The sequence below is a fragment of the Streptomyces cucumeris genome, assembly GCF_024295805.1.
GTDB classification, from domain to species: Bacteria; Actinomycetota; Actinomycetes; order Streptomycetales; family Streptomycetaceae; genus Streptomyces; species Streptomyces cucumeris.
The window spans coordinates 316,819-338,001 of record NZ_JANCLX010000004.1; the positions used below are offsets into that span (position 1 = coordinate 316,819).

General features: G+C 67.1%; 23 protein-coding genes and 1 tRNA gene. 8 read left to right on the forward strand and 16 right to left on the reverse strand.

All coding sequences use genetic code 11. The annotated features are described in order from the left end of the window. Nucleotides 1-83 precede the first annotated feature (83 nt). Nucleotides 84-419 carry a WhiB family transcriptional regulator gene (locus NMK44_RS08335; protein WP_030829787.1) on the reverse strand — a complete coding sequence of 112 codons (336 nt, stop codon included), beginning with the start codon at nucleotides 417-419 and terminating at the stop codon, nucleotides 84-86. A 385-nt stretch (nucleotides 420-804) separates the two neighbouring features. On the opposite strand from NMK44_RS08335, the gene NMK44_RS08340 reads away from it, so the two are divergent. Then, nucleotides 805-3,039: a transglycosylase domain-containing protein gene (locus NMK44_RS08340; RefSeq protein WP_254739956.1), complete on the forward strand. Its 2,235-nt coding sequence runs from the start codon at nucleotides 805-807 to the stop codon at nucleotides 3,037-3,039. Between the two features lie 133 nt (nucleotides 3,040-3,172). On the opposite strand, the gene NMK44_RS08345 is transcribed toward NMK44_RS08340, so the two are convergent. Beyond that, a complete protein-coding gene (locus NMK44_RS08345; RefSeq protein WP_254739958.1) occupies nucleotides 3,173-3,640 on the reverse strand; it encodes a GatB/YqeY domain-containing protein in 468 nt (155 codons plus the stop codon). Between the two features lie 77 nt (nucleotides 3,641-3,717). On the opposite strand from NMK44_RS08345, the gene NMK44_RS08350 reads away from it, so the two are divergent. Further along, nucleotides 3,718-4,647 carry a metallophosphoesterase gene (locus NMK44_RS08350; RefSeq protein WP_254739960.1) on the forward strand — a complete coding sequence of 310 codons (930 nt, stop codon included), beginning with the start codon at nucleotides 3,718-3,720 and terminating at the stop codon, nucleotides 4,645-4,647. Between the two features lie 88 nt (nucleotides 4,648-4,735). Continuing rightward, nucleotides 4,736-4,809: transfer RNA gene (locus NMK44_RS08355), tRNA-Pro, on the forward strand. 77 nt (nucleotides 4,810-4,886) lie between these two features. Here NMK44_RS08355 and NMK44_RS08360 read toward each other — a convergent pair. The 12 genes from NMK44_RS08360 to NMK44_RS08415 all read right to left on the reverse strand — a co-directional run bounded on the left by NMK44_RS08360 (nucleotide 4,887) and on the right by NMK44_RS08415 (nucleotide 14,044). Next, on the reverse strand, nucleotides 4,887-6,053 hold the full coding sequence (locus tag NMK44_RS08360) for a site-specific integrase (RefSeq protein ID WP_254739962.1): 1,167 nt from the start codon (nucleotides 6,051-6,053) through the stop codon (nucleotides 4,887-4,889). Then, complete coding sequence (locus NMK44_RS08365; protein ID WP_254739964.1) at nucleotides 6,050-6,259, reverse strand: helix-turn-helix domain-containing protein; 210 nt, start codon at nucleotides 6,257-6,259, stop codon at nucleotides 6,050-6,052. Before NMK44_RS08365 ends, NMK44_RS08360 begins: the two co-directional genes overlap by 4 nt. 238 nt (nucleotides 6,260-6,497) lie before the next feature. Then, nucleotides 6,498-8,303, reverse strand: a complete 1,806-nt coding sequence (locus NMK44_RS08370) for a DnaB-like helicase N-terminal domain-containing protein (RefSeq protein WP_254739966.1) — start codon at nucleotides 8,301-8,303, stop codon at nucleotides 6,498-6,500. A gap of 92 nt (nucleotides 8,304-8,395) precedes the next feature. Continuing rightward, nucleotides 8,396-9,169: a DUF6292 family protein gene (locus NMK44_RS08375; protein ID WP_254739968.1), complete on the reverse strand. Its 774-nt coding sequence runs from the start codon at nucleotides 9,167-9,169 to the stop codon at nucleotides 8,396-8,398. Between the two features lie 16 nt (nucleotides 9,170-9,185). Next, entirely contained in the window at nucleotides 9,186-9,440 is a 255-nt protein-coding gene (locus NMK44_RS08380) for a hypothetical protein (RefSeq protein ID WP_254739970.1), read from the reverse strand. Next, a complete protein-coding gene (locus NMK44_RS08385; RefSeq protein WP_254739972.1) occupies nucleotides 9,437-9,637 on the reverse strand; it encodes a hypothetical protein in 201 nt (66 codons plus the stop codon). Before NMK44_RS08385 ends, NMK44_RS08380 begins: the two co-directional genes overlap by 4 nt. A 20-nt stretch (nucleotides 9,638-9,657) precedes the next feature. Further along, complete coding sequence (locus tag NMK44_RS08390) at nucleotides 9,658-9,846, reverse strand: hypothetical protein (RefSeq protein ID WP_254739974.1); 189 nt, start codon at nucleotides 9,844-9,846, stop codon at nucleotides 9,658-9,660. Between the two features lie 22 nt (nucleotides 9,847-9,868). Next, nucleotides 9,869-10,120: a hypothetical protein gene (locus tag NMK44_RS08395; RefSeq protein ID WP_254739976.1), complete on the reverse strand. Its 252-nt coding sequence runs from the start codon at nucleotides 10,118-10,120 to the stop codon at nucleotides 9,869-9,871. 140 nt (nucleotides 10,121-10,260) lie between these two features. After that, the gene (locus NMK44_RS08400) at nucleotides 10,261-12,240 is read right to left on the reverse strand and encodes a cell division protein FtsK (RefSeq protein WP_254739978.1); all 1,980 of its coding nucleotides are present in this window, start codon (nucleotides 12,238-12,240) and stop codon (nucleotides 10,261-10,263) included. 232 nt (nucleotides 12,241-12,472) lie between these two features. Next, entirely contained in the window at nucleotides 12,473-13,330 is an 858-nt protein-coding gene (locus NMK44_RS08405) for a DUF2637 domain-containing protein (protein WP_254739980.1), read from the reverse strand. After that, nucleotides 13,327-13,581, reverse strand: coding sequence for a hypothetical protein (locus tag NMK44_RS08410; protein WP_254739982.1), 255 nt, complete (start codon nucleotides 13,579-13,581; stop codon nucleotides 13,327-13,329). Before NMK44_RS08410 ends, NMK44_RS08405 begins: the two co-directional genes overlap by 4 nt. A gap of 94 nt (nucleotides 13,582-13,675) precedes the next feature. Further along, nucleotides 13,676-14,044, reverse strand: a complete 369-nt coding sequence (locus NMK44_RS08415) for a hypothetical protein (protein ID WP_254739984.1) — start codon at nucleotides 14,042-14,044, stop codon at nucleotides 13,676-13,678. Between the two features lie 200 nt (nucleotides 14,045-14,244). Between NMK44_RS08415 and NMK44_RS08420 the strand changes: the two genes are divergently transcribed. From NMK44_RS08420 to NMK44_RS08430, 3 genes are all read left to right on the forward strand, one after another. After that, nucleotides 14,245-15,030: a GntR family transcriptional regulator gene (locus NMK44_RS08420; protein ID WP_254739986.1), complete on the forward strand. Its 786-nt coding sequence runs from the start codon at nucleotides 14,245-14,247 to the stop codon at nucleotides 15,028-15,030. 2 nt (nucleotides 15,031-15,032) lie between these two features. Continuing rightward, a complete protein-coding gene (locus NMK44_RS08425) occupies nucleotides 15,033-15,791 on the forward strand; it encodes a glycosyltransferase (protein WP_254739988.1) in 759 nt (252 codons plus the stop codon). 569 nt (nucleotides 15,792-16,360) lie between these two features. Further along, on the forward strand, nucleotides 16,361-17,770 hold the full coding sequence (locus tag NMK44_RS08430; RefSeq protein ID WP_254739990.1) for a NucA/NucB deoxyribonuclease domain-containing protein: 1,410 nt from the start codon (nucleotides 16,361-16,363) through the stop codon (nucleotides 17,768-17,770). A gap of 663 nt (nucleotides 17,771-18,433) precedes the next feature. Here NMK44_RS08430 and NMK44_RS08435 read toward each other — a convergent pair. Together NMK44_RS08435 and NMK44_RS08440 are read right to left on the reverse strand one after the other, a co-directional pair. Beyond that, nucleotides 18,434-18,925: a hypothetical protein gene (locus NMK44_RS08435; RefSeq protein WP_254739994.1), complete on the reverse strand. Its 492-nt coding sequence runs from the start codon at nucleotides 18,923-18,925 to the stop codon at nucleotides 18,434-18,436. 139 nt (nucleotides 18,926-19,064) lie between these two features. Continuing rightward, nucleotides 19,065-19,823: a GntR family transcriptional regulator gene (locus NMK44_RS08440; protein ID WP_254739996.1), complete on the reverse strand. Its 759-nt coding sequence runs from the start codon at nucleotides 19,821-19,823 to the stop codon at nucleotides 19,065-19,067. Nucleotides 19,824-20,543: 720 nt separating this feature from the next. On the opposite strand from NMK44_RS08440, the gene NMK44_RS08445 reads away from it, so the two are divergent. Continuing rightward, the gene (locus tag NMK44_RS08445; RefSeq protein ID WP_254739998.1) at nucleotides 20,544-20,864 is read left to right on the forward strand and encodes a hypothetical protein; all 321 of its coding nucleotides are present in this window, start codon (nucleotides 20,544-20,546) and stop codon (nucleotides 20,862-20,864) included. A 55-nt stretch (nucleotides 20,865-20,919) separates the two neighbouring features. Continuing rightward, on the forward strand, nucleotides 20,920-21,180 hold the full coding sequence (locus NMK44_RS08450) for a hypothetical protein (protein ID WP_254740000.1): 261 nt from the start codon (nucleotides 20,920-20,922) through the stop codon (nucleotides 21,178-21,180). The last annotated feature ends 3 nt before the right edge of the window (nucleotides 21,181-21,183 follow it).

Sequence of the window (21,183 nt, forward strand, 5' to 3'; positions counted from 1 at the left end):
CGTTCATGGCCGCGGCCGTGCCCGTCCCGGACAGATCCGCACGCACCCGTGCCCGTCCCTGAGACCGACCGACACCGCCACCGCTATCCGACGGCGGCGAAGCGCTCGTACTCCTCGTCGTCGAAGGGCAGAATGCCCGCGCTGCGCTCGTACTCGGTGCGCGCGGTCTCCAGCAGCCTGCGCCATGAGGTCACGGTCGGCCGGCGGCGCAGCAGCGCCCGCCGCTCGCGCTCGGTCATCCCTCCCCACACGCCGAACTCGACGCGGTTGTCCAGGGCGTCCGCAAGGCACTCGGTGCGCACCGGGCATCCGGTGCAGACCGCTTTGGCCCTGTTCTGTGCCGCACCCTGGACGAACAGTTCATCTGGATCAGTAGTGCGGCAGGCGGCCTGCGCACTCCAGTCGGTTACCCAGCCCATGCTGGCGCCGTCCTCTCCCGAATCGGAGCTCCCCCACGGCGACAAACGGCATATTCACCGTCGCCAGTTGAGGACGTTACGGAAGGCGAGCAGGGCGCAACACCCCCTGCGGGCCCAATCTTGGATGGCCCGAACGGACTATGGGTACGCGGCAGATCACCCAACGGAGTGAGCTGACGACATTTGCGATTACTAGTGCAAATACGGGCAGTTCACCCAGGAAACAAAGGGCAGCTCAGGACAGGGGCCGCATTCCGGGCAGGTCTCATCACTCACTGGAGTGAGGGTGGGGGTGTGGCACAGCCGTGCATCTGTGGCTGGCGTGAAACAGCTTATGCGAACACGCGGTCCCCTGTCCGGCGATTCGACACGTAGGCTGCCCCCTATGGGTAACACGCGCTCGGGCGGGGGACTCTCCACTGCTCAACAGGCCGCCAAGTTCCTCGGCGTCAGCGTGCTGGCCGGTGCGGTCATGGCCGGGCTCGCGCTGCCCGCGGTCGGGGCGTTCGGCCTGGCCGCCAAGGGGACGGTCGAGGAGTTCGACGAGATTCCGGCCAATCTCAAGACTCCGCCGCTCAGCGAGCGGACCACCATCCTGGACGCCAAGGGCGGTGAGATCGCGAAGGTCTACTCGCGCGACCGCACCATCGTGAAGCTCAAGGACATCTCCCCCTACATGCGCCAGGCGATCGTCGCGATCGAGGACGCGCGCTTCTACGAGCACGGGGCGATCGACCTCAAGGGCGTGCTGCGCGCCGCGAACAGGAACGCCCAGAACGGCGGAGTCTCGCAGGGCGCCTCCACCCTCACCCAGCAGTACGTGAAGAACGTCTTCGTCGAGGAAGCGGGCAACGACGAGAAGAAGGTCGCCCAGGCCACCGAGCAGTCCATAGGCCGCAAGATCAAGGAACTGAAGTACGCGATCCAGGTCGAGAAGGAACTGGGCAAGAAGCGGATCCTCGAGAACTACCTGAACATCACCTTCTTCGGGCAGCAGGCGTACGGCATCGAGGCCGCCTCCCAGCGCTACTTCAGCAAGCCCGCCAAGGACCTCGAGGTGGAGCAGGCGGCGCTGCTGGCCGGTCTGGTCCAGTCGCCCAGCCGCTATGACCCGGTGGCCAACCCCGACACGGCCAAGACGCGGCGCGACACCGTGCTCCAGCGCATGGCCGAGGTGAAGGACATCAGCCAGGCCAAGGCCGACGCGGCCAAGAAGAAGCCGCTCGGGCTGAAGGTCAGCATGCCCCGCAGCGGCTGCATCACGGCCGTCCACGGCGCGGGCTTCTTCTGTGACTACGTCCGCGAGGTCTTCCTCAACGACCCGGTCTTCGGCAAGACCCGCGCGGCGCGCGCCAAGCGCTGGACCCAGGGCGGGCTGACCATCCGTACGACACTGGACCCGAAGGCGCAGGAGTCGGTCCAGAAGTCGATCAAGTCGCACGTCTACCAGTCCGACCGGGTCGCCACCGCCGTCTCGCTCGTCGAGCCGGGCACCGGCAAGGTGCTGGGCATGGGCCAGTCCCGGCCGTACGGCTTCGGCAAGGACGAGACGCAGATCAACCTCTCCGCGGACAAGTCCATGGGCGGCTCGAACTACGGCTTCCAGGTCGGCTCGACGTTCAAGCCGATCACCGCCGCGGCCGCCATCGAACGGGGGACGAAGCCCTACAAGCGCTACTCCTCGCCCTACAAGATGGAGTACCCGAGCCCGGTGAGCACCTGCAAGGGCTCCTGGAGCAACAGCGAGGGCGCGACCGTCGAGAACGAGAACGAGAGCGAGATCGGCCCGTACGGGATGAAGGAGGCGACCGCGAAGTCGGTCAACACCTACTTCGTCCAGCTGATCAGCGACATCGGGGTCTGCCCGGTGACCCAGCTGGCCGACAAGATGGGCATGCAGCGGGCTGACGGCAACGAGCACAACCAGGTGCCGTCGCTGACCCTCGGCACCGAAGGCTTCTCCCCGCTCACCATGGCCAACGCCTACGCGACCTTCGCCAACCGCGGCATCCACTGCTCCCCGGTCTTCATCGAGTCGATCACCGGCCCCGGCGGCAAGGAACTGAAGGTCCCGAAGTCCACGTGCAAGCGCGCCATGTCGCAGAAGACCGCGGACACCATCAACACCCTGCTGCGCGGTGTGGTCGAGGACGGCACCGGTAAGCAGGCCGGGCTCCAGAACCGCGCGAGCGCCGGAAAGACGGGTACGACCGACGAGCGGAAGGCCGCGTGGTTCGTCGGCTACACCCCGAACCTCGCGGGCGCCGTCTGGGTCGGCGGCCCGGGCGCGGAGGGCGTCAAGATGGAGAACATCTCCATCGGCGGTGTCTTCCACGACAAGGTCTACGGCGCGGACACCCCGGGTCCGATCTGGAAGGACGCGATGAGCGGCGCGCTGGAGGGCAAGCCCGCGCCGGGCTTCGTCACCGTCCCGATCAAGGACCCGAGCGCCCATAAGCCGGACCGCCCGCGCAGGCCGGGCCATGACAAGCCGGGCCGGGGCGGCGACGACCCCTGGCCGGACATCTCCCTCCCCCCGGACCTGATCGGCGGGGGCAACGGGAACGGCGGCGGCGGAAATGGCGGCAAAGGGAACGGCGGCTGGCACTGGCCGCAGTAACGATCACTGAACGCCGAAGGGGGCCGGGCATCCACTGCCCGGCCCCCTTCCGCATCCCCGCCCAGCGCGTCTGACCTGCGAAAGCCGCAGGGACACCGCACCGGGAAGCGGTCGTGTCGCTGGGAAAGCGGTGTCAGCCCGCGAGCTGGCGCTTCACCGCGGCGGAGACACGGCCGCCGTCGGCGCGCCCCGCGACCTTGGGGTTCACGATCTTCATTACGGCGCCCATGGCCCGCGGCCCCTCGGCACCGGCCGCCGCGGCCTCCCGCACGGCCTCGGCCACCAGCGCGTTCAGCTCGTCGTCCGTCAGCGGCTTCGGCAGGTACTCGGCGAGCACCTTGCCCTCGGCCTGCTCCCGCTCGGCCTGCTCGGTCCGGCCGCCCTTGGTGAAGGCGTCGGCCGCCTCGCGGCGCTTCTTCGCCTCCCGCGCAACGATCTTCTCCACCTCGGCATCGGACAGCTCACGGGCGCTCTCCCCCGCGACCTCTTCCTTCTGGATGGCGGTGAGGGTCAGCCGGAGAGTGGAGGAGCGCAGCTCGTCGCGCGCCTTGATCGCTGTGGTGAGGTCGTCCTTCAGCCTGGACTTGAGCGTGGTGGTCATGGCCATGAGTCTGCCAGTACTGGCCGGGAATCACCCGAAGATTTCTCCCCCACCGACGTTCTGCGACCATGGTGACCATGCGCGCGCGATACGGAGTACCCCTGGGAATCACGGCGGTCGGCGCCGCCGGCCTCGCCTACTCGGTCGGCTTCGAGGTCCGGTCCTTCCGGCTCCGGCGGATCACGGTCCCGGTGCTCCCGAGCGGGATGCGACCGCTGCGCGTCCTCCAGGTCTCCGACATCCACATGGTGAGCGGCCAGCGCAAGAAGCAGCGCTGGCTCCAGTCCCTCGCCGGGCTCCGCCCCGATTTCGTCGTCAACACCGGCGACAACCTCTCGGACCCCGAGGGCGTCCCGGAGGTCCTGGACGCGCTGGGCCCGCTGATGGAGTTCCCCGGCGCCTATGTCTTCGGCTCCAATGACTACTACGGACCGAAACTGCGCAATCCCGCCCGCTACCTGTTGGAGAAGGCCAGCGGCCGCCACGGCCTCAACGGCAACGCCCCGGTCGTCGGCGCGATCCACAACCCCTGGTACGAGCTGCGCGACGCCTTCGACGCGGCGGGCTGGGTCGGGCTGTCGAACACCCGGGGACGGCTGAAGCTCAACGACGTCGAGATCGCCCTCACCGGCCTCGACGACCCCCACATCAAGCGCGACCACTACGCCGAGGTGGCCGGTGGCCCCGAAACGGACGCGGACCTGTCCCTGGCCGTGGTCCACGCCCCCTACCTCCGCGTCCTGGACGCCTTCACCGCCGACCGCTACCCCCTGATCCTCGCGGGCCACACCCACGGCGGTCAGCTGTGCATCCCCTTCTACGGCGCCCTGGTCACCAACTGCGACCTGGACACCCGGCGGGTCAAGGGCCTCTCCAGCCACCAGGCCGGGGGCCACACCTCCTACCTCCACGTCTCCGCAGGCTGCGGCACCAACCGCTACACCCCCATCCGCTTCGCCTGCCCCCCGGAGGCCACCCTCCTCACCCTCACCCCCCAGACCCCCTGAAACCGGACACCCCGGCCCCGACCTGCGAGAGCCCCGAAACCGGATTTCGTCTCTGGCCAGCGGTCCGCTAAAGTAGAGCTCGTTGCTTCGGGGTGTAGCGCAGCTTGGCAGCGCGCTTCGTTCGGGACGAAGAGGTCGTGGGTTCAAATCCCGCCACCCCGACTGAAGGAACAAAGGTCAGGCCCGGTGCTGAGAGATCAGCACCGGGCCTGATGCGTTGTGCGTGACTAACTGCGTGACTATCGCTTCGGATCGGCCTTGAAGATGCCATCCATCGCCACCGCACCCGTCTGGATCACAGGGCGGATCTGCTTCCGGTAGACCTCTTCGGTGACGGCGGTTCCGGAGTGCCCCACGAGTCGAGAGATCTCTTCGAGCGGGACACCGCTGTCCGACAGCAGCGAGACGAAGCTATGTCGTAGCTCACGAGGAGTCCATTCCTTGGCGTCCACGCTCTCCGCGTCTTTGATGGCTTGCCGGAAGGCTCGCCGCACGTTCGTGGAATCCAGCTCCTTGCCGACGGCCGACGAGAACACGAGCCCATGCTCTTCCCAGTCGTCACCAGCGGCCAACCGGTCCCACCCCTGGCTCTCCCAGTGCTGCCAGAGCACGTCCACGCACCGGGCCGGGAGCGCGAGCGTGCGCCGTGACTTCCGCGTCTTGGTGTCCCCGCCAGCACGGACCGACCGCCACACCGCTATATAGGGCGGGACCGGCGGACTCGCGTCCGGCTCTCCCTTGAGGAAGACGTGATCCCAAGTGAGTGCCCGCAGCTCTTCCGTACGGGCACCGGTGAGCAGTGCCAGCACTATGTACGCATGCATGGACGTGCCCGCAGCAGCGCTGAGCACTGCTTCAGCCTGAGCGAACGTCAGTGCCTTCGATGGCCGCCCCGCTTGCCCTCTGGGGATGGAACACAGCTCCACCACGTTGCGCTTCACCTTGTCCCGCGCCATGGCTCGCTTGACCGCGCGGTTCAGGCACGAATGGATCCCCTGCAAGGTGCGGGTACTGAGTGACATGGCCTTGGCTGCGAGCCACTTGTCCACATCCTCCGCACTCAGATCGCGCAGCTTCCGGGCACCGAGTGACGAGATCACGTGCTTGCGGCTGAGGGTGGTGCAGGCATCCAAGGTGGCCTTGTCCCGTCCGGACAAGCCATAGAGCAGCCAATCGTTCACCGCGTTCTCCACCGTGTAGCCGGTGGGCGCGATGGCGAGGCCGTCCTCATGATCGCGCAGGACTTCCTTCAGCTTGTTCTTGGCCTCGGTCTTGGTCTTGCCGCTGCCTCGCTTCACGATCCGCTTGCCGCTTGGGTCGTATCCGAGGCTGGCCGTGGCAATCCAGCGTTGGCGCTTGTCGTCCCAGTGAAGACCACCGTCTCCCCTGCTGCGGCGCTTGGTCATCGGGCCTCTCCTGCCTCACGCTCCAAGAGCGCGACGTACTCGGTGATTGCGGACGCGGGGACAAGCCGGGTACGCCCTTCCTTGACCGTGCGCAGCCTCCCCCTGCGGATCTGGTCGTAGATGACACTCCGGCTCAGGCTCAGAACACGCATGGCATCGGACATCCGGTAGAGAAGTGGCTCGGTGAGCAGCGCGTTGTAGCTCAAGACTCGGCTCCTCTTGTTTCAGGAAGTTCCCGTGGGGTCGATTGGGGCGGGCGCAAAGGGCGCTAAGGGCGGAAAGCCGCTTGAGCTGGGGCTTTGCCGGGCGCGAAGTGGGGTGGAAAGGCGGGCGCTAAGTCCGTTGCTTGCCTGCCGTCTTGGTTCGCGCCTGCTTAGCGGCGGGCTTAGTGGACTGCCGTTTCCGCAGGTCACCGGGCTTTCCGCCCTTAGTGCCCTTCGCGCCTCAGCCGGTGTAGGTGAGGACCGTGGTCGGACGGCCGCCGGTCGCCCGCTGGCAGCGGGTGTAGCCGGGGTGGTCGAGGAGGGCGGCGGTGAGGCGATCCCGTTCCGCCTTGCCCGCGTTCTTGAACAGCCTGTGGATTTCCTTGCCGGTGAGTCCGTCGGGTCCGGCCGTGCGGACGGCGGCGGCGAGTTTGTCGAGCTTGGGGTCGCCGGTGACGTTGCCGAGGAGGTGGATGGCGGAGGCGCGGGCGTAGTCCAGGAGGTGCCAGGCGGCGCGCATGTGGTGCTCGGCGATGGTGTCGGTGTGGTCGCACAGGGCGTAGACCATGGCGACCCGTTGGACGTACGGGGCGGCGCGGGCGGTGAACTGGGCGATCACTCCGCCCGCCGAGTCGTCCTCGCTGAGGGCCGGGTACACCTCGTCGCAGTACAGGGTCCAGGCGTCCGGGCTGAACTTCACCTCGTCCACATGGGCCGCGTCGGCGAGGACCGTGCGCCAGCCAGCGGCGAGGTTGGCGACCAGTTCCGGGCTGGCGCCGCGTGAGCCGGGCAGGATGAGGTTGCGGTGGCAGAAGATCGGCAGGAAGCGGTTGTAGGTGCCGCCCGCCATCTCGGAGTCCTGCATCTTGGCCCGGAACTCCTCCGGCGTGATGTGGCCGAGGATCGCGATATGCGGATCGGTGGCCTTGAGCGAGTCGCGGACCATCGAACCGAGGGAGTCCCCGTCCCATGCCTGCCGGAGCACGCCCGGAAGGCTGCTGCCCTCACGGCGCCCGCGGCTCATGGTCACGGCGTACTCCGACTCCAGGACCCACAGCCGCTTGTCGACGCTGGCGGGGTTGGCGTCCTCGCTGTCGTCGTCCTTGACGTACTCGATCAGCCCTTCCCCGGAGTTCAGACCACGCGGGGTGTGTTCGGGGCCGAAGAAGTCCGGGAGGGCCTCGGCGAGTACGCGACGGGCGGTCGATGTTGCCGAGCCCTTCCGGCCGGAGGAGGTGGGCCCGATGGTCAGGGCCCAGATCAGGCAGGGGTGCCGGTCGTTGCCCACCATCAGGTGCGGGCGCCGGCCGATGACGGCCCCGGCCGCCGACAGCAGGTTGGCGAGGACGGCCACCGGGTCCGCCTCCGTGGTGGGGTCCAGCTCGCGCACGGTCTCGCCGATCCAGCCGCAGAACACGTCCGGATGCGGGGTCGGGCCCGGACGGTGCGGGCGGCGGACGCCGGTGTGCGGGTCATAGAAGGGGTTGGTGGGCCCGGTGGGGGTGTCCTCAACGCCCGCGTCGTCCAGGGCGGCGCGGCGGGCGGTGAGTTCGGTGACCTCGGCGAGGACGGCGGTGCGGATGTCCTCGGAGTCCATACCGGGCTCGGCTGCCATCAGCGCCAGACGAGTACCGACTTCGACCAGGCGACGACGCTCCGCCTTGTCCCGCACGATCTCCGCGTAGTACTCGGCGTTGGCCGTGGTCGGCACGGCCTGGACGAGGACGTGGAGGTAGCTCGCGCCGCCGACGCGGGCAAGGTCACCCCGCTTGCCGAGGTGGTCGGCCAGGGTGATGGGGTCCACGGGCTGACCGTCGTGGTGCAGGTCGCGGATCGCGCGGTGGATGGTCTCGTGCGCGGGCCGGTAGTGGTCGGCCGGGTCCATGACCCCGGCCACCTCGTCAATGACCTCGGCCGAGAGCATCATGGCCCCGAGGACGCTCTGTTCCGCGTCGATGTCCTGCGGTGGGATCCGCTCGACGTGGGGCTCCGGGCCGCGGTGGAGCTGCCGCACGTTGTGGTGCGGTGGCGCGGCCTCTGCTGACATGATGGGGCTCTCCTGTTTCGTCTTCGGATGGGCAGGGAGACCGGGGCGGCGGCGATGTCCTTGCACGGGAGCGCCGCCGCCTCGGGCGTTTCTCAGAAGGTCGTGGGCAGCCAGGCGGCGTATTCCTGGCGGACGTACGGCCTGAGTCCGGCCGCGGGACCATGGGCCCCGGCAGTGGCGCCATGGGCGCGGTCGTAGTCGACCAAGCGCATCGCCGCGGTGTTGGCGGCGCGGTTCGCCTCGGCGGAGACATCGGGGGCGTACAGGGCGCTCTCCTGGAGCGCTATGCGGTCGGCGAGTACGGCCTTGCGCAGCCAGTACTCACGGCCGGGATCCTCACCCACGGGGACGGCGGTGGCCATGGCGAGGACAGTGCTCATCTCGCGCAGAACGGTCGGCACGTCGGCGTATGCCTCGGACGGCGCGGTCATGCTGGCGTCGAGCTGGACGCGGTAGGCGGCGAGCTGGTCATCGAAGCCGTCCTTGTCGCCGCACTCGCGGTAGCGGGATGCGGGGAATCCGTGGTCCGGGCCGGGGAGCTCGGTGACGATCTCGCGTGCGGCGGCCACCATCACGTCCACCGTGGGCAGGACGCCGTTGTACAGGCGGACGGTCCGCTCAAGGCGGCCACGGCCGTTCGCATCACCCCAGCCGACCGACCAGCCCTGCTCCTCGTTCCACAGCAGGGCGACCTCGTCCCGCCCATAGGCACGGACGGTCGTCTTCAGGGCGAACTCGATCCATCCGGCGCGCGGGTCGCCCTCTTCGGCCCTCCACTCCGCCACGCTCATTCCGGCGCGATCGACGGCATCGGCGACGGCGGTGATGTACGGCTCATGTGCGGGCCGGAGGAGGTTCTCAGTCATGGGTGGGCTGGTCCTTTCAGGCGGCGTTGCGGCGGTGGGAAGGGAAGTCGATGACGGTGGCCAGCCGCTCGTGCGGGCGCTGTGGGGTGGCCTTCATCCGGCCCTTCGGGGGCGGCTCGGGGTCCGGGGCCCCGGTGGGGCGGAAGGCGGCGCAGACAGCGGCTTCGGCCTGGTCCCGGATCCGTGCCCGCCGGTGCCCGGCGAGGCAGACCGGTCCGAGGAGACCGCCAGGAGCCAGGAGCACGGCAATGGCGATCAGGTCCGGGCTCATGCCACGTCGCCTCGTACGGCGGTGAGGAGTTGCGGCAGGTCGCCGCCGAGGGCGACGAGCCGGGTCTCGATCGCCTGCCAGGACTCCGGGTCGATGTTCATCAGGGCGTTGACGGCGGCGGGGAGGTCGCCGCGCTCACGGGCCGCGAGTGCGTCGCGCAGTTCGCCGGCGGCCATGAGGCTGATGTGTCCGTTCACAATGCGTCCTTCCGAGAGAGTCAGAGGTTGGCGAGCGCCTGGACCATGGCGGCGCTGAACTCGTTGATGGGCTGGGCCGCTCCGGTGCTGGCGAGGTAGAAGCCGAAGCCGGTGGCGACGAAGGCGCTGCCGACGCCGACGGCCCTGAACTTGAGCAGGAAGCCAAGGACGGCGCCGAAGACGAGGACGAGGGAGATGGTCACGGCCACAGTGGTGCCTCCTGGGGCGTGGTCAGCGGGTTCCGTCGCGGTGCATGCGGCGAGCAAGGTTGTAGAGGTGACGGCCGACGCGTATGCACTTCCGCTCGCCGTGGCAGCGGGCGCAGGTCTTGCCGGGCCTGAGACGTCCGCGCCGGTCCGTGATGAGCTGGAAGCCGAAGCCACGGCACTTGCGGCAGGTGCCGAACGGGCTCACGGCGCAGAGAACGGCGTAACCGAATGTGACGATCGCAAGGATCGCGTTAGCGGCCAGAGCAGGGGTCACAGCAAGCCTCCAGGGCCGGTTTCAGGGTGTGCGAGGGGACGGCCACTAGGCACTAGTGGCCTGGTGGAGGCGAAATGTGGCTGCTAGCGGGGCCGCTAGACCTAGCGGGGCGGGGTGCTAGGTCTAGCGACGTCGCACGGCTAGCCGGCCTTCCGCCATCGGTCACGCTCCGCGACAGCGTTGTGAACCTTGGAGCGTTCGATTCCACGGCGGTTGGCGCCCTTGCCGTCGGCGGTCTTGCCCCACACCTGGCCGGTGGGGACGCCGTACGGCTTCAGCGCGGCCGTGAGCTGTTCTGCCTCCCAGCCGTCGTAGACCCCGGGCCGCAGTTCGGCGAGGCGGGCCACGACCGTCTCGTTCCACACCTTCGGCTCGTCGGCCGCGACGACGGCCAGGACATCGGCGAGCAGGTCGAACGCGGCCGTCCGGTCGGTCTCGGGCTCCTCGCCGAGCGCGTGGCCGGTGAGAGTGCCGAGACCCTGGCGGAGTGCTCGGGCGCGGATGGAGATCGTCTCGGCCGCCGGGGCGTCGACATAGACCGAGCGGACGATACGGGCGTCTTCGCCCTCGCCGACGAAGTAGCAGATGCCCTTGTCGGCCCAGGCGAACATGTTGGCCCGGACGCCACGCTTGTAGGAGCCGGTGCCAAGGACCATGTCGTTCTCGATCTGGCCCATGACCTTCAGGCACCACCGCATTCCGGCGTTGGCACTGATCCCGGTGGGCAGCGACTTGGAGTCCGGCCGCTGGGTGGCCAGCAGCAGCACGATGCCGGTCGCGGGTCCACGCTTCACCAGGTCGGTGCAGATCTCCTCGAACTCCTTGCCGTACGTGGGGTGCTCGAACCAGACCTGGCACTCGTCCACCCCGACGACGATCGGATGCAGCCCCAGCGACTTCTTCGACGCAAGGTCGCTGGTCACCTTCGACTCCGGGCACACATCCCGGGGGAGGGAACGGATCATCTTCGCCCGCCGCCGCAGCTCCTCGCGCAGCGCGCGCATGTCCTGGATGGCGTACTCGATGTCCTCCAGGTCCTCGCCCGCCCGGTGCCGGTGGGCCACCTGGTCACCGATCGGGTCGAGATCACCGGTGCCCTTGAGGTCGTAGGTGTGGAGCTCCGCGCGCGGATCCAACGCGGCGATCAGCAGGAGCAGCCGGAGGAGGAACGTCTTGCCCATGCGCGGGACGGATCCGATGATCCCGGCGATGTACATGAGCGTCAGCCGGATCCAACGGCCGCGCTGGTCGGTGGCGAATTCCACCGGCTCGAACAAATCCACCTCACCGGACGTGGCCAGCGGCCACGCCGGCTGCTGGGCCTTGTTCATGTCCTGGTCGCCGACCCACAGCACCATGCGTCCGGTGTGCTCCTCCGGCACAGCCTCGGGCCAGACACAGCCCAGCGGGCGACGCAGACCGGAGGCGAGCCGGTCGCGACGGTCCATCACATCGGCCACGGTCACGCCGTACGGAAGGTCGCCTTCGGCGCGCCAGCCGGGGCCGTCGCGGGTGATCGGGGCGGTGAACGCGAACCCGTCATGGCCCTTGGCCATCGCCTGGTTGATCTGGCTGATGCTGAGGGCGGCCAACGCACGGAGCACCATGTCACTCGTCAGCTTCCGCGCCTTCGGCACCTCGACCGCGCGGGTGGCAACTGGCTGGTCGGCCTCGGTGCCCACGAAGCCCAGTGCCAGCACCAGGGCCGACAGGGACACGGCCTGCAGCCAGCCGGGGGCGAGGACGTACAGAGCGAAGGCGGCGGTGACCCCGACCAGGGAAGCGAGCGTCACGGCCAAGGTGCGGAGGCGCACCCGGCCGTCCCGCTGCCGGGACAGCTTCAGATACTCGGCGGCGTCTTCGCGCCGCACCGCGGCCAGCCGGACGGGCTCACCCTCTTTGTCGGCGACCCATCGCATGGTGCCGCCGAGGAACCGCGCCGTACCGCGCGGCGCCTGGACGGCAAGCCGCGCCGCGTAGACCGGCGAACGCCACGCGTGGTACGCGGCCACATGGCCGTAGTGCGTGGCCACCCACTTCGCGGCAGTGGTCAACTCGTCGCGGGACGTGAGCCACGTGGGGATGATGTCGCGGCGCTTCGCGTCCCTGATGCGGGTCATGAAGCGGAGGCCGGTGGATTGCGGGCCATCCACCATCACCGGGCCCTCGACATGGGAAAGTTGATCCTGCGCAACGTCCTCGTGCCCGGAAGCCTGTCGCTGCTCCGTGGTGGCGAGGTAAGACACCATGTGTCCTGCTCCTTCTGGGGAGTGGCGGGGCCCGGTGCATCGCTTTGGTCGGTTGAGGACCGGGCCCCGCTCAGACGGGCTCGTTCGTCCGCGCGGGCGGGGGCTACTGTTCGCTGGCGGTCGCACCCACCAGGTGAGTGAAATGGCTGGCAGAGCGAGTGCGGCGACTGTCCACGGCCTTGATGCGCTTGCGGCCCCAGCCCTCGCTGAACCCGAACTCCCTGCCGAGCGCGGCCGGGCCGATCGGGCTTCCAGCGTCGAGCGAGTCCGCGTACACCTGCTCCGCACGCTGCCGCGTACGCTCCAACTCGGCCTCGTCGAAGACCTTGCTGCGGGTGTCGCGTACGGGCGTACGGGCGGGCCGTACGGGGGCCGTGCGCTCAGGATGCCGAACGGCGGGTGTACGGCGGCCCACCTGCGCGTACGGGGACTGCTGGCTGCTTGGTGTACGCACCGGCGTGCGGACCTCCTCAGCCGGGCCGGGACCCGGAGCGACCGCCGTACGGTCCCACTTCGGCGTGCTGCCGCGTACGCTCTGCGGCCGATGGTGGAGGACCTTCGCCACGAGATCCGAGCCGAAGAAGATCGCGCCGACCGGCAGCGAGGTGGCCAGCAGCACCAGGGCCCAGTTGGCGGGGTCCCACTCCGCGATCCGCATGCGCTCGCCGCCGCCGTGCAGCTCGGGAACCAGGCCATGCGTGTAGTTGAGTACCAGCGAGGCGAGCGTGTAAGTCGCCAGGACGCGCAGAGCGAACCTGCGGTCCTCGCCGGTGAGCGCCAGCGTGGCGACCAGGGCGAGGGCCATCAATCCGTCCACCACGAACGGGTAGAGCCGCGCTGCCACGGCGTCCGCACCTACCGTCGCGGCCACATCCCGCAGCGCGTTCCACGAGACGCGGAACGCCATGGCGACGACCGCGACCAGGGCGGTGACGAGAAGAGTCTTGGCGACGCGGTTCACCGGTCACCGTCCACCGGGCAACGCAGAAGGTCCGTCGCCTCGGTCTCGATCGCCGCCACGGTGATCCGGACCACGAAGCCCATCAGATCCGGGTAATCGGCGAGGATGTCCCGGGCGGCTTCCAACCTGGCCGCGCGGTCTTCCTCACTCTCTCCCTCCACACCGAGCCACAGGTCAAGCGGTGTGCCGTGGGCCAGTTCCAGGCATTCGGCGTCCGGGGCAGCCGGGTAGGCGGTGATGAAGTGGTTCATGAAGTTCATCTCCTGATCTCGAATCGGGCGGGGAGACCAGAGCGGCGGCGATGTCCTTTGCACGGGAGGGCCACCACCCCGGCGCGGGTGTTCGTCAGACGCGGATCCGGCGCGGCCGGTGGAAGAGGTTGATAAGACCGCTGGTGACCGTGGTCAGCGAGGTGAAGGCGACGAAGAGGGTCAAGAGGATGTCGCCGCCCTCGTTGAAGACCGCGAAGCCCGTCACCACCGCGGCGACGAGGCCGACGAACACGAAGAGCAGGATCGACAGGTCCTGACCTGCGGACTGCTGGGTGCAGCCCCGCGCGACGAGCTCCAGCTCGTGTGGCTGCACGGCCCGGATCTCATTGCGCGCCACTTCGAGGCAGACGAGGTTGCCGTGGCTGTGGCTGGCGACGCCGGTCACGGTGCCAAGCGCCTGGTCGTTGCGGACGCGGACGACGTCGCCAATGGCGAGAAGCATGGGTGATCTCCGTTTCGTCAGGGCCAAGCGGCACGCGGAAGCACGCGGGCAAGGCACGCCGAGATGACCTCCTTAAGAGGTCTTGTCCTCAAGACCTCTTAAGGACTTGCGAAGACCATAGAGATGGAGACCTCAGGTCGTCAACACCTCTTAAGGACTTATGCTGAGACCGTCCGAACAACCGAGGACGGTGAGCACGCATGGCCAAGTACGAGCAGATCGCTGACGCGCTGCGGCAGAGCATTCGCGCAGGTCAGCTCCAACCGGGAGAGAGGCTTCCGGCGGAGGACAAGCTCGCGGCGCAGTACCGGACCAGCGTGCCGACACTCCAGCGAGCGCTGTCGGAGCTGGCGGCCGAGGGGCTGATCGACAAGCGGCACGGGGTGGGGACCTTCGTCCGCAAGCCGCGACAGCGCGTCGAGCGGAACAACGCGCGGCACCAGTGGGAGAAGGACCGCGCGCGCCAGCCCGAGGCCGAGCGGCAGAAGACCGGATCCACGGAGCACGACACCGGGCTTGAGGTGACCGACCTCGCGTTCCGCGCCGAGTACCGCGACGCCGAGGCGAACGAGGACCTGGCGTCGGTCTTCGGGGTCCCGGTGGGCACGCGCCTACTGGAACGGATCTACCGCACCAACTCCGTTGATGAGGAAGCCCCGTTCGCGCTGGTGCATTCCTACCTCGTCCACGAAGTAGTGGCCGGTAACCCGGACCTGCTCAACGCCGCCAACGAGCCCTGGCCGGGAGGCACACAGAATCAACTCCACACGGTTGGCATCGAGCTGGACCGTATCGAGGAACGCATTACCGCCCGCCCGCCGACGGTGGAGGAGGCCGAAGAGCTCGGCATCAAGAAGGGCGTGTCCGTCTTCCTCCTCCGGAAGATCTCCACGGACATCGACGACCGGGTGGTCGAGGTCTCGGATGTCACGCTGTCCGGAGACCGCACGGAGCTCGTCTTCACCACTCCGCTGAAGAGGTGGTGACCATGCCGAACGTCATCACCGTCATCACCGCGGTGCATGCCCCAGGGGCGCAGTACCTTCCAGACGCCTACAAGTCCTTGCAGGAACAGGAGTTGCCGGACGGCTGGGAGTGGCAGTGGGTCATCCAGGAGGACGGCGAAACCGACGCGGTCCGCCCCTACGTCCCCGATGACGCCCGCATCAGCTTCGGCCAGGGCCGGCACGGCCGGGCCGCGATGGCCCGCACGATGGGCCTCTCCCGGGCCGAGGGCGAGTACGTCAAGGTACTGGACGCCGATGACATGCTCACCCCAGGCTCCCTGGCCCGTGATCTGCACGCGCTGAGGGAGAACCCGGACGTCGGCTGGACCACGTCACGTGTGCTCGACCTCCTGCCCGATGGCTCCACCGTCGGCTTTGAGGGCGACCCACCGCCAGGACCACTCGCCCGCGGCGCCGTCCTCGACTTCTGGAAGTCCCACAACTACCGCGCCCAGGTCCACCCGGCGACACTCGCCATGCGCCACGACCTGCTCCTGGCCCTCGGCGGCTGGATGGCCCTGCCCGCGTCCGAGGACACCGGCCTCCTCTTGGCCCTCAGCGCCGTAAGCCGTGGCTGGTTCACCCCCGAGACCGGCCTGCTCTACCGCAAGTGGCCAGGCCAGGTCACCAGCCAGGCTGCGCACGCCGACGAGAGCGAGCGGAAGGCACGTTTCGCTGTCGTCGAGGCGAGAGCCCGTGTCTTGGCGGCGATGGATGGCTGGCGGTACTGGACTGGCTGACTCCCCACACGGCAGCCAGCCGCCTGACCCCATACACGCATCCCCGGCAAGGCCCTGAACCGGAACCCGCTTATGGCCGCGATGAAGGGCATCGAGACCGGAATCCAAGGCTGACGAGGCGTTTGTCAGCAGACGAGCGCTGACATCATGAATGCTGGCCGCTTGATGCAGCCGGTACAACTCAGCACATGTGCCGTCAAGGCGAAGTGGATGGTGGCCGCCCGCGGTCGCGTCGGCTTGCTTACTGTCCAAGGCATGCTCCGCGCGGCACAGACCTGCTTGGGAAGCTAGTCAAGACCCCGGGACGCGTTGATCGCCCTAGTGGACAGCGGATACGTGGAATAGTTCAATCTCTACCTTTCTCGATACGTCAACTCACAAGGACATTTACTGATGCATGAGTGAAGTATCGGCCAAATTCTGGCTGGTTCACTTTCCGAGAACGCAGGATTTCCATGAAGACGATAATATGACAAATCGTCTGAACTGCCCTGCACTTGGCTGGGCGACATCCCTGCGGATTGGAAACCATGAGACCGGACCGCCGACCTGCCTTATTCTCCACAAGAGTGATTGCTACGCTCGCCGCCGCGGCACTCATACCCGTGATGTCACCTGCCGCTAAAGCAGAGGGTAGTGAACTCACCGTCGAATCATATGCACTCCCCATCGGGGCAAAGATTCCAACCCTGGAGGAACTGCAAAACCCGGAAGTCAGGTCCAAGCTCGCTCGTGATTCAAAGGTGGCCGAATCCCCTGCCGTCCCTCAGGAGATGCTCGGCTCCGCTACGGCTGGCCTCCCCAGGGCAACTGAACCATCAGCGCACCCGCCGGCCACTGCAGATACATCCGAGGGCATAGCGGCCGCTGGCTCACTGTACCCCGATCCGTCTCGGAAGATGTCGCGAACGGAATGCAGGAACGAACTCGACGGACATCTGTTCTACGCCAAATCACGCTTCGCCATGTGCGGCGGCATTCAGATGGTCCAGACGTGGTTCGAGCGTCGCAGGCCGGTGGGGCAAACTGCATTTACCGCTTGGGTGATAGGAACCATACCGAACCCCAAAGATCGTTCGGTTCAGTTTGATTACTACTACTCGAACTTCCATGATAGCGGAAGGAATCTATCGGAGGGCCTGAGAGTGGACACCACTCTCAAGATGGACATGCTGCATGCCCCGAGGGCAAGGAAGACGCAATCAGGCTCGCCTCCCCCTTCCAGGACGTTCGACAGACTCAAGCGTGAGAACCGTACCTATATGCATGATGTGGCATTCGATGCAGGGCAAGGTGTGGGCCCTGACGATCTCATCACCATGGCGTACCAGCCCACAGTGAAAGTTACCTTCCCTCTGGCGTGGCCGGGAACTCCCAAGCCCACGGACAGTCAGCGAATAACTTTTGCTGGCATGAATTGGGATGCGGCCGGATACTTGCCAAACAGTGACGTTGCCGATACCAAGAAGCGGGGTGGCGCCGCATTTGCCTACATCGCCGAACTGCCCTACAGCATGAAGGCTGGGGCACCTGAAAGGGCCGTCGCGCAGCATCTAAACCAGGCTCACAAGAAGCCGGGTGAGACATATCCGAAACTCTCCACCAAGGACGTGCCTGGCTTCGATGCGGACCATAGGCTCCATCGCTTGTTCCACGACGCCGCGCGCAAGAAGAAGAACCGGGCGGATGCAAGGAAGGTATGTGTCGAGGTTTGGGGAGCGGACTACGCGACGAATGACCCGGCGGGCCCGCGGGAGTGTGATGAGTACCCATTCGCCTCAACCTATGAGGGCGCTGCCCAGCCAACAACCGAGCCGGGTGCCCGCAAGAATAATTGGTCGGCGAAGGCACTCGCTAAGAACGACAACAGCAAGGCTGGCACAATCTTGGGCGAGTTCTACGACAAGAACAGAATGATCGATGGTCGAAATTCTCGCGGCGAAGAGGTGGACGGGTACATAGTGAGAATAACCAACTAGCTACTCGCCTTGTTCGGGGAACCGTGTCCTCACGGTTCCCCGAACAGTTCGTCACATAGGCCAAAACTGCATCAGGTAGTTCTCAATGCCTTCGGGTACTTCGACTTGCGCTTGACGGAAAACCTCGTCTCTGCCCGCGCAGTAGACCCTTACCTTCCAAGTTGTTTCAGGGCGGCCCAACGCAATCCTATCTAGCTGTTTGGTCGTTGTGACGCACACGGCCAATCTTCCAGTCCGCGAGATAATACTTCCCTCTTCTCGGATATCCCACATAGCGTCTGAGTCAATAGGCGGCTCGGCGTCCCACACCTCAGCAATCAGATTAGCTGTATGAGTGTGCCCGGCGCTCAAAATATCCAGTCGCCCTTCCCGAGGAGTCATGACTTGGCCCTCGTTGTCCTCTCGACCTGAGGGATATCTCTCGGGGATCAGTGAATCGTCTGCTTCTTGTAGAGCCCATCCGTAGAAGTCCACCTCGACTTCTATTTCTGCTCGACTCACTTGCTTGGCCACCATGAACTCCTAGTCGGTCATCCCTTTGGGCGCGCCGCTTGCGCCTTGGCGCCGTCGCTATGGGCTGAGAAGCTGAATCGATCGATTACACCTGGAGTGGCGGACGCGCTCATGGCCTGTCCGAGTACAGGTATGCACGGAACCCACTGGTCAGGTGGTGTCACGTTCACCCTCGCGCCGCACTTCGGGAAGTAGCAAACCTCGCTCAGCGTGCTCCTGGCCGTCGAAGTCACCGTTCACTCCGAGGTCCTGCCGGGCCCGCTCGTGGAAGCGATTGATTGCTTCGAACGCGATGACATGGAGCGCCCGCCACTCGGCCAAGGTGCCTTCCACCACACCGCGCGCCTGCCACCCAATTGCGGCTGTCGCCTCCTGCACTGCGTGGGCAACCTCGATCACCCGGTGGTCAGCCAGCAGCATCACTCGCTCGAACGCTAACGACTGAGCGATGCCAAGTTCGGTGAGGTCTTCGGCCAGCTCTCGTTCGCTGCGCCCAAGCGTCCGCATCTCCTCGCGAACCTCGTACAGCAGCACCGCTCCGTGGATGGCGGCTCGCACGCGGCCGATGAAATCGGCATAGGCATCGAGTTTGCTGCTGTCCCAGCGAGTGCGGCGCTCTGCCTTCCGCTTGCTGCGCTCCATGAGCTCATTCGTAGCGTATGACGTCAGCGCGCCGAGTACGACGGCCGCGATCGTCACGATCTGAGTGATCGTGTCCAAACGTCCCCCTCAACCTGACCAGCACTGATGCACGATGTGCGCCCGATGGCTGCTGGTCGGCCTACGACTTGTCGATGGGGACCTCGTAGACGATCTCGCAGTGCGCCGCCGGGATGACGATGTCCGCCGTCTCCACGGGGCGGCCGTCCTCGCTGAAGTACGTCCGACGGATGTGCGTGACCAGGGCGCCCTTCGGCACTCCAAGAAGATGTGCTTCCTCGGCCGTGGCCTGGCGCGGCTCCGGCTGCTCGACCGCATGGGTGACCCGTACGTCGATAGCGGCCATGCGCTCGACCACTCCGCGGCCGGCATGTGGACCGCCCTCGGGCAGGACCACGATGGTGCCGCCCGTGATGCTGTACGGCTCCCAACTCGTCGACAGCTGAACAGGCTTGCCGTCGGCCAAGTACTCGTACGCGGTGCGAACGCACAGGTCACCCTCGGCGATACCCAGACGCCCAGCAATCTCTGTTGGCGCCGGAACCTTCGCTTCGGTGCGGTGCTCCCACGAGCCGTGCCGGTTGAGCCCAGCCATGTCCGAGCGGAAAGGCGATCCGCCGCTCTCCTCGCGCATGGACGACCGGACCATGCGCAGCCGCTCCCGCGGCTCTGCGACATAGGTACCGGATCCGGCGCGGCCTTCCAGCAACCCCTGTGCGATGAGCAGTTCTTGCGCGCGGCGCACAACGTTGTCCCCGACGTCGTACTCCTCGGCGAGCCGGGCCCGGGAGGGCAACCGGTCTCCGGGTGACCACTCGCCGTCGGCAATGCGCTGCCGGAACCGCTCGGCGACGACGAGATAGGGCGGCTGCTCAGGCATGTGGAAAATCTAGTGCACCAGCCCTAAGCTAGTTAACTAGCCTCACTGTCTGTGATTCGACCGTATCGGAGGGCGCTGTGGTCCCACCTGCCTTGCGGGCGCAGGACATCGCGGCGAGCCTCACCGCCGCCGCGTGCAGACCACAGGTGACGTGGCACTCCGACCACATCCGCATCGAGACCGATGTCCCGGAATCGCTCTCCTTACACAGGTGGCAGGCGCTTCTCGCCGCCTTGGAGCGCGGAGACAGGTTCGGTTTGCGACGCGATGCGGAGGGCTGCCTCGCCTGGGCCGCGGTCTTCACCGGCACCTCGCACCGCGCAGACGACGTGAGCCGACTACGCCGTGACACAGACAGCTCTCAAAGGACCCCCGCGACGGCCCCACCGCCCGGGGGTATGGCCAACAGCTTGGAGGAGCTGCCGACGTGAAAGACATTATCGAGCGGGCCCTCGCATGGGTGGCGCGGCTATTCGCCCCACCACCTGGTCGCCACCGCGCCCTCACACCAGTCGCACGGCCTGCCCTTGTGCCTCTGGTGGCGGCGACCGTCCCCGGCTCCCGGAAGCCGACGCACCATGCCGGCCTGTTGCGCGGGGAGGACGTCTGCCTGGTGCGCCCTTACCTGTTGGCGCACGAGGAACGGGTGCGGCGACGGTCTCGGTCCCCCCAGCGAGTACTGCTGATCTGCGAACACCTCGACATGATGCAGGTGCGCCGATGAATCCTTCGTTCACCACGGCCGCCTCCGCATGTGCTTTGTGTGCCCGCCCGGGAGACTTCGGCCGTCTCGACCCCAGCGACCCGCACGCCGGACTGTGCCCGGACTGCATTGCCGCCGGCCAGCCCACCCGCGACGCCCTCGAACGGTCCGTCGCCATCGTTGCCAAACAGCACCTCGCCGCAGCGGAGGCCCTGGTGCTGACCGTGGCGACGCCCGAGGAGATGACGTACCACCTGGGCACCTTGAGGGTGAGCCTGCGTGGCGTCCTCCAGCTCATCGCCCGCGAAGACTGTCGGGGAGAGGGGCGCGATGACTGACTCAACACGTCCCACCTCCGTCCGCGGGTGGCAGGTTGAACCTGTCGAGGGCCCCATGGTGCGACGTGCCGCCGATGGGCGCATCGCCCTGCCGATGCGGATCCGGCAGGACAGTGCGCCCGTCGCGGAAACCCTGGTGCCTCTCTCACCCGTCGAGGCAGAGCTGCTGCACGCCCAGCTCTGCCATGCCCTCGACGGCGAACCGATCCCCGAGGGCTCCCCGAACTGCCGCTATTCGGTCCAGGGCGACCCCCGTCGTCCCACTCCCCGGCGCCCGAAGTCGGGGCTCGACTCTCCATGGGCAACAGAAAGGTGATCT

What these genes read in the sequence shown, in the direction of transcription:
- NMK44_RS08335 (WP_030829787.1), bottom strand. Translation starts at nt 419, where the DNA reads ATGGGCTGGGTAACCGACTGGAGTGCGCAGGCCGCCTGCCGCACTACT.
- NMK44_RS08340 (WP_254739956.1), top strand. Translation starts at nt 805, where the DNA reads ATGGGTAACACGCGCTCGGGCGGGGGACTCTCCACTGCTCAACAGGCC.
- NMK44_RS08345 (WP_254739958.1), bottom strand. Translation starts at nt 3,640, where the DNA reads ATGACCACCACGCTCAAGTCCAGGCTGAAGGACGACCTCACCACAGCG.
- NMK44_RS08350 (WP_254739960.1), top strand. Translation starts at nt 3,718, where the DNA reads ATGCGCGCGCGATACGGAGTACCCCTGGGAATCACGGCGGTCGGCGCC.
- NMK44_RS08360 (WP_254739962.1), bottom strand. Translation starts at nt 6,053, where the DNA reads ATGACCAAGCGCCGCAGCAGGGGAGACGGTGGTCTTCACTGGGACGAC.
- NMK44_RS08370 (WP_254739966.1), bottom strand. Translation starts at nt 8,303, where the DNA reads ATGTCAGCAGAGGCCGCGCCACCGCACCACAACGTGCGGCAGCTCCAC.
- NMK44_RS08375 (WP_254739968.1), bottom strand. Translation starts at nt 9,169, where the DNA reads ATGACTGAGAACCTCCTCCGGCCCGCACATGAGCCGTACATCACCGCC.
- NMK44_RS08380 (WP_254739970.1), bottom strand. Translation starts at nt 9,440, where the DNA reads ATGAGCCCGGACCTGATCGCCATTGCCGTGCTCCTGGCTCCTGGCGGT.
- NMK44_RS08400 (WP_254739978.1), bottom strand. Translation starts at nt 12,240, where the DNA reads ATGACCCGCATCAGGGACGCGAAGCGCCGCGACATCATCCCCACGTGG.
- NMK44_RS08410 (WP_254739982.1), bottom strand. Translation starts at nt 13,581, where the DNA reads ATGAACCACTTCATCACCGCCTACCCGGCTGCCCCGGACGCCGAATGC.
- NMK44_RS08415 (WP_254739984.1), bottom strand. Translation starts at nt 14,044, where the DNA reads ATGCTTCTCGCCATTGGCGACGTCGTCCGCGTCCGCAACGACCAGGCG.
- NMK44_RS08420 (WP_254739986.1), top strand. Translation starts at nt 14,245, where the DNA reads ATGGCCAAGTACGAGCAGATCGCTGACGCGCTGCGGCAGAGCATTCGC.
- NMK44_RS08425 (WP_254739988.1), top strand. Translation starts at nt 15,033, where the DNA reads ATGCCGAACGTCATCACCGTCATCACCGCGGTGCATGCCCCAGGGGCG.
- NMK44_RS08435 (WP_254739994.1), bottom strand. Translation starts at nt 18,925, where the DNA reads ATGGAGCGCAGCAAGCGGAAGGCAGAGCGCCGCACTCGCTGGGACAGC.
- NMK44_RS08440 (WP_254739996.1), bottom strand. Translation starts at nt 19,823, where the DNA reads ATGCCTGAGCAGCCGCCCTATCTCGTCGTCGCCGAGCGGTTCCGGCAG.
- NMK44_RS08445 (WP_254739998.1), top strand. Translation starts at nt 20,544, where the DNA reads ATGAATCCTTCGTTCACCACGGCCGCCTCCGCATGTGCTTTGTGTGCC.
- NMK44_RS08450 (WP_254740000.1), top strand. Translation starts at nt 20,920, where the DNA reads ATGGTGCGACGTGCCGCCGATGGGCGCATCGCCCTGCCGATGCGGATC.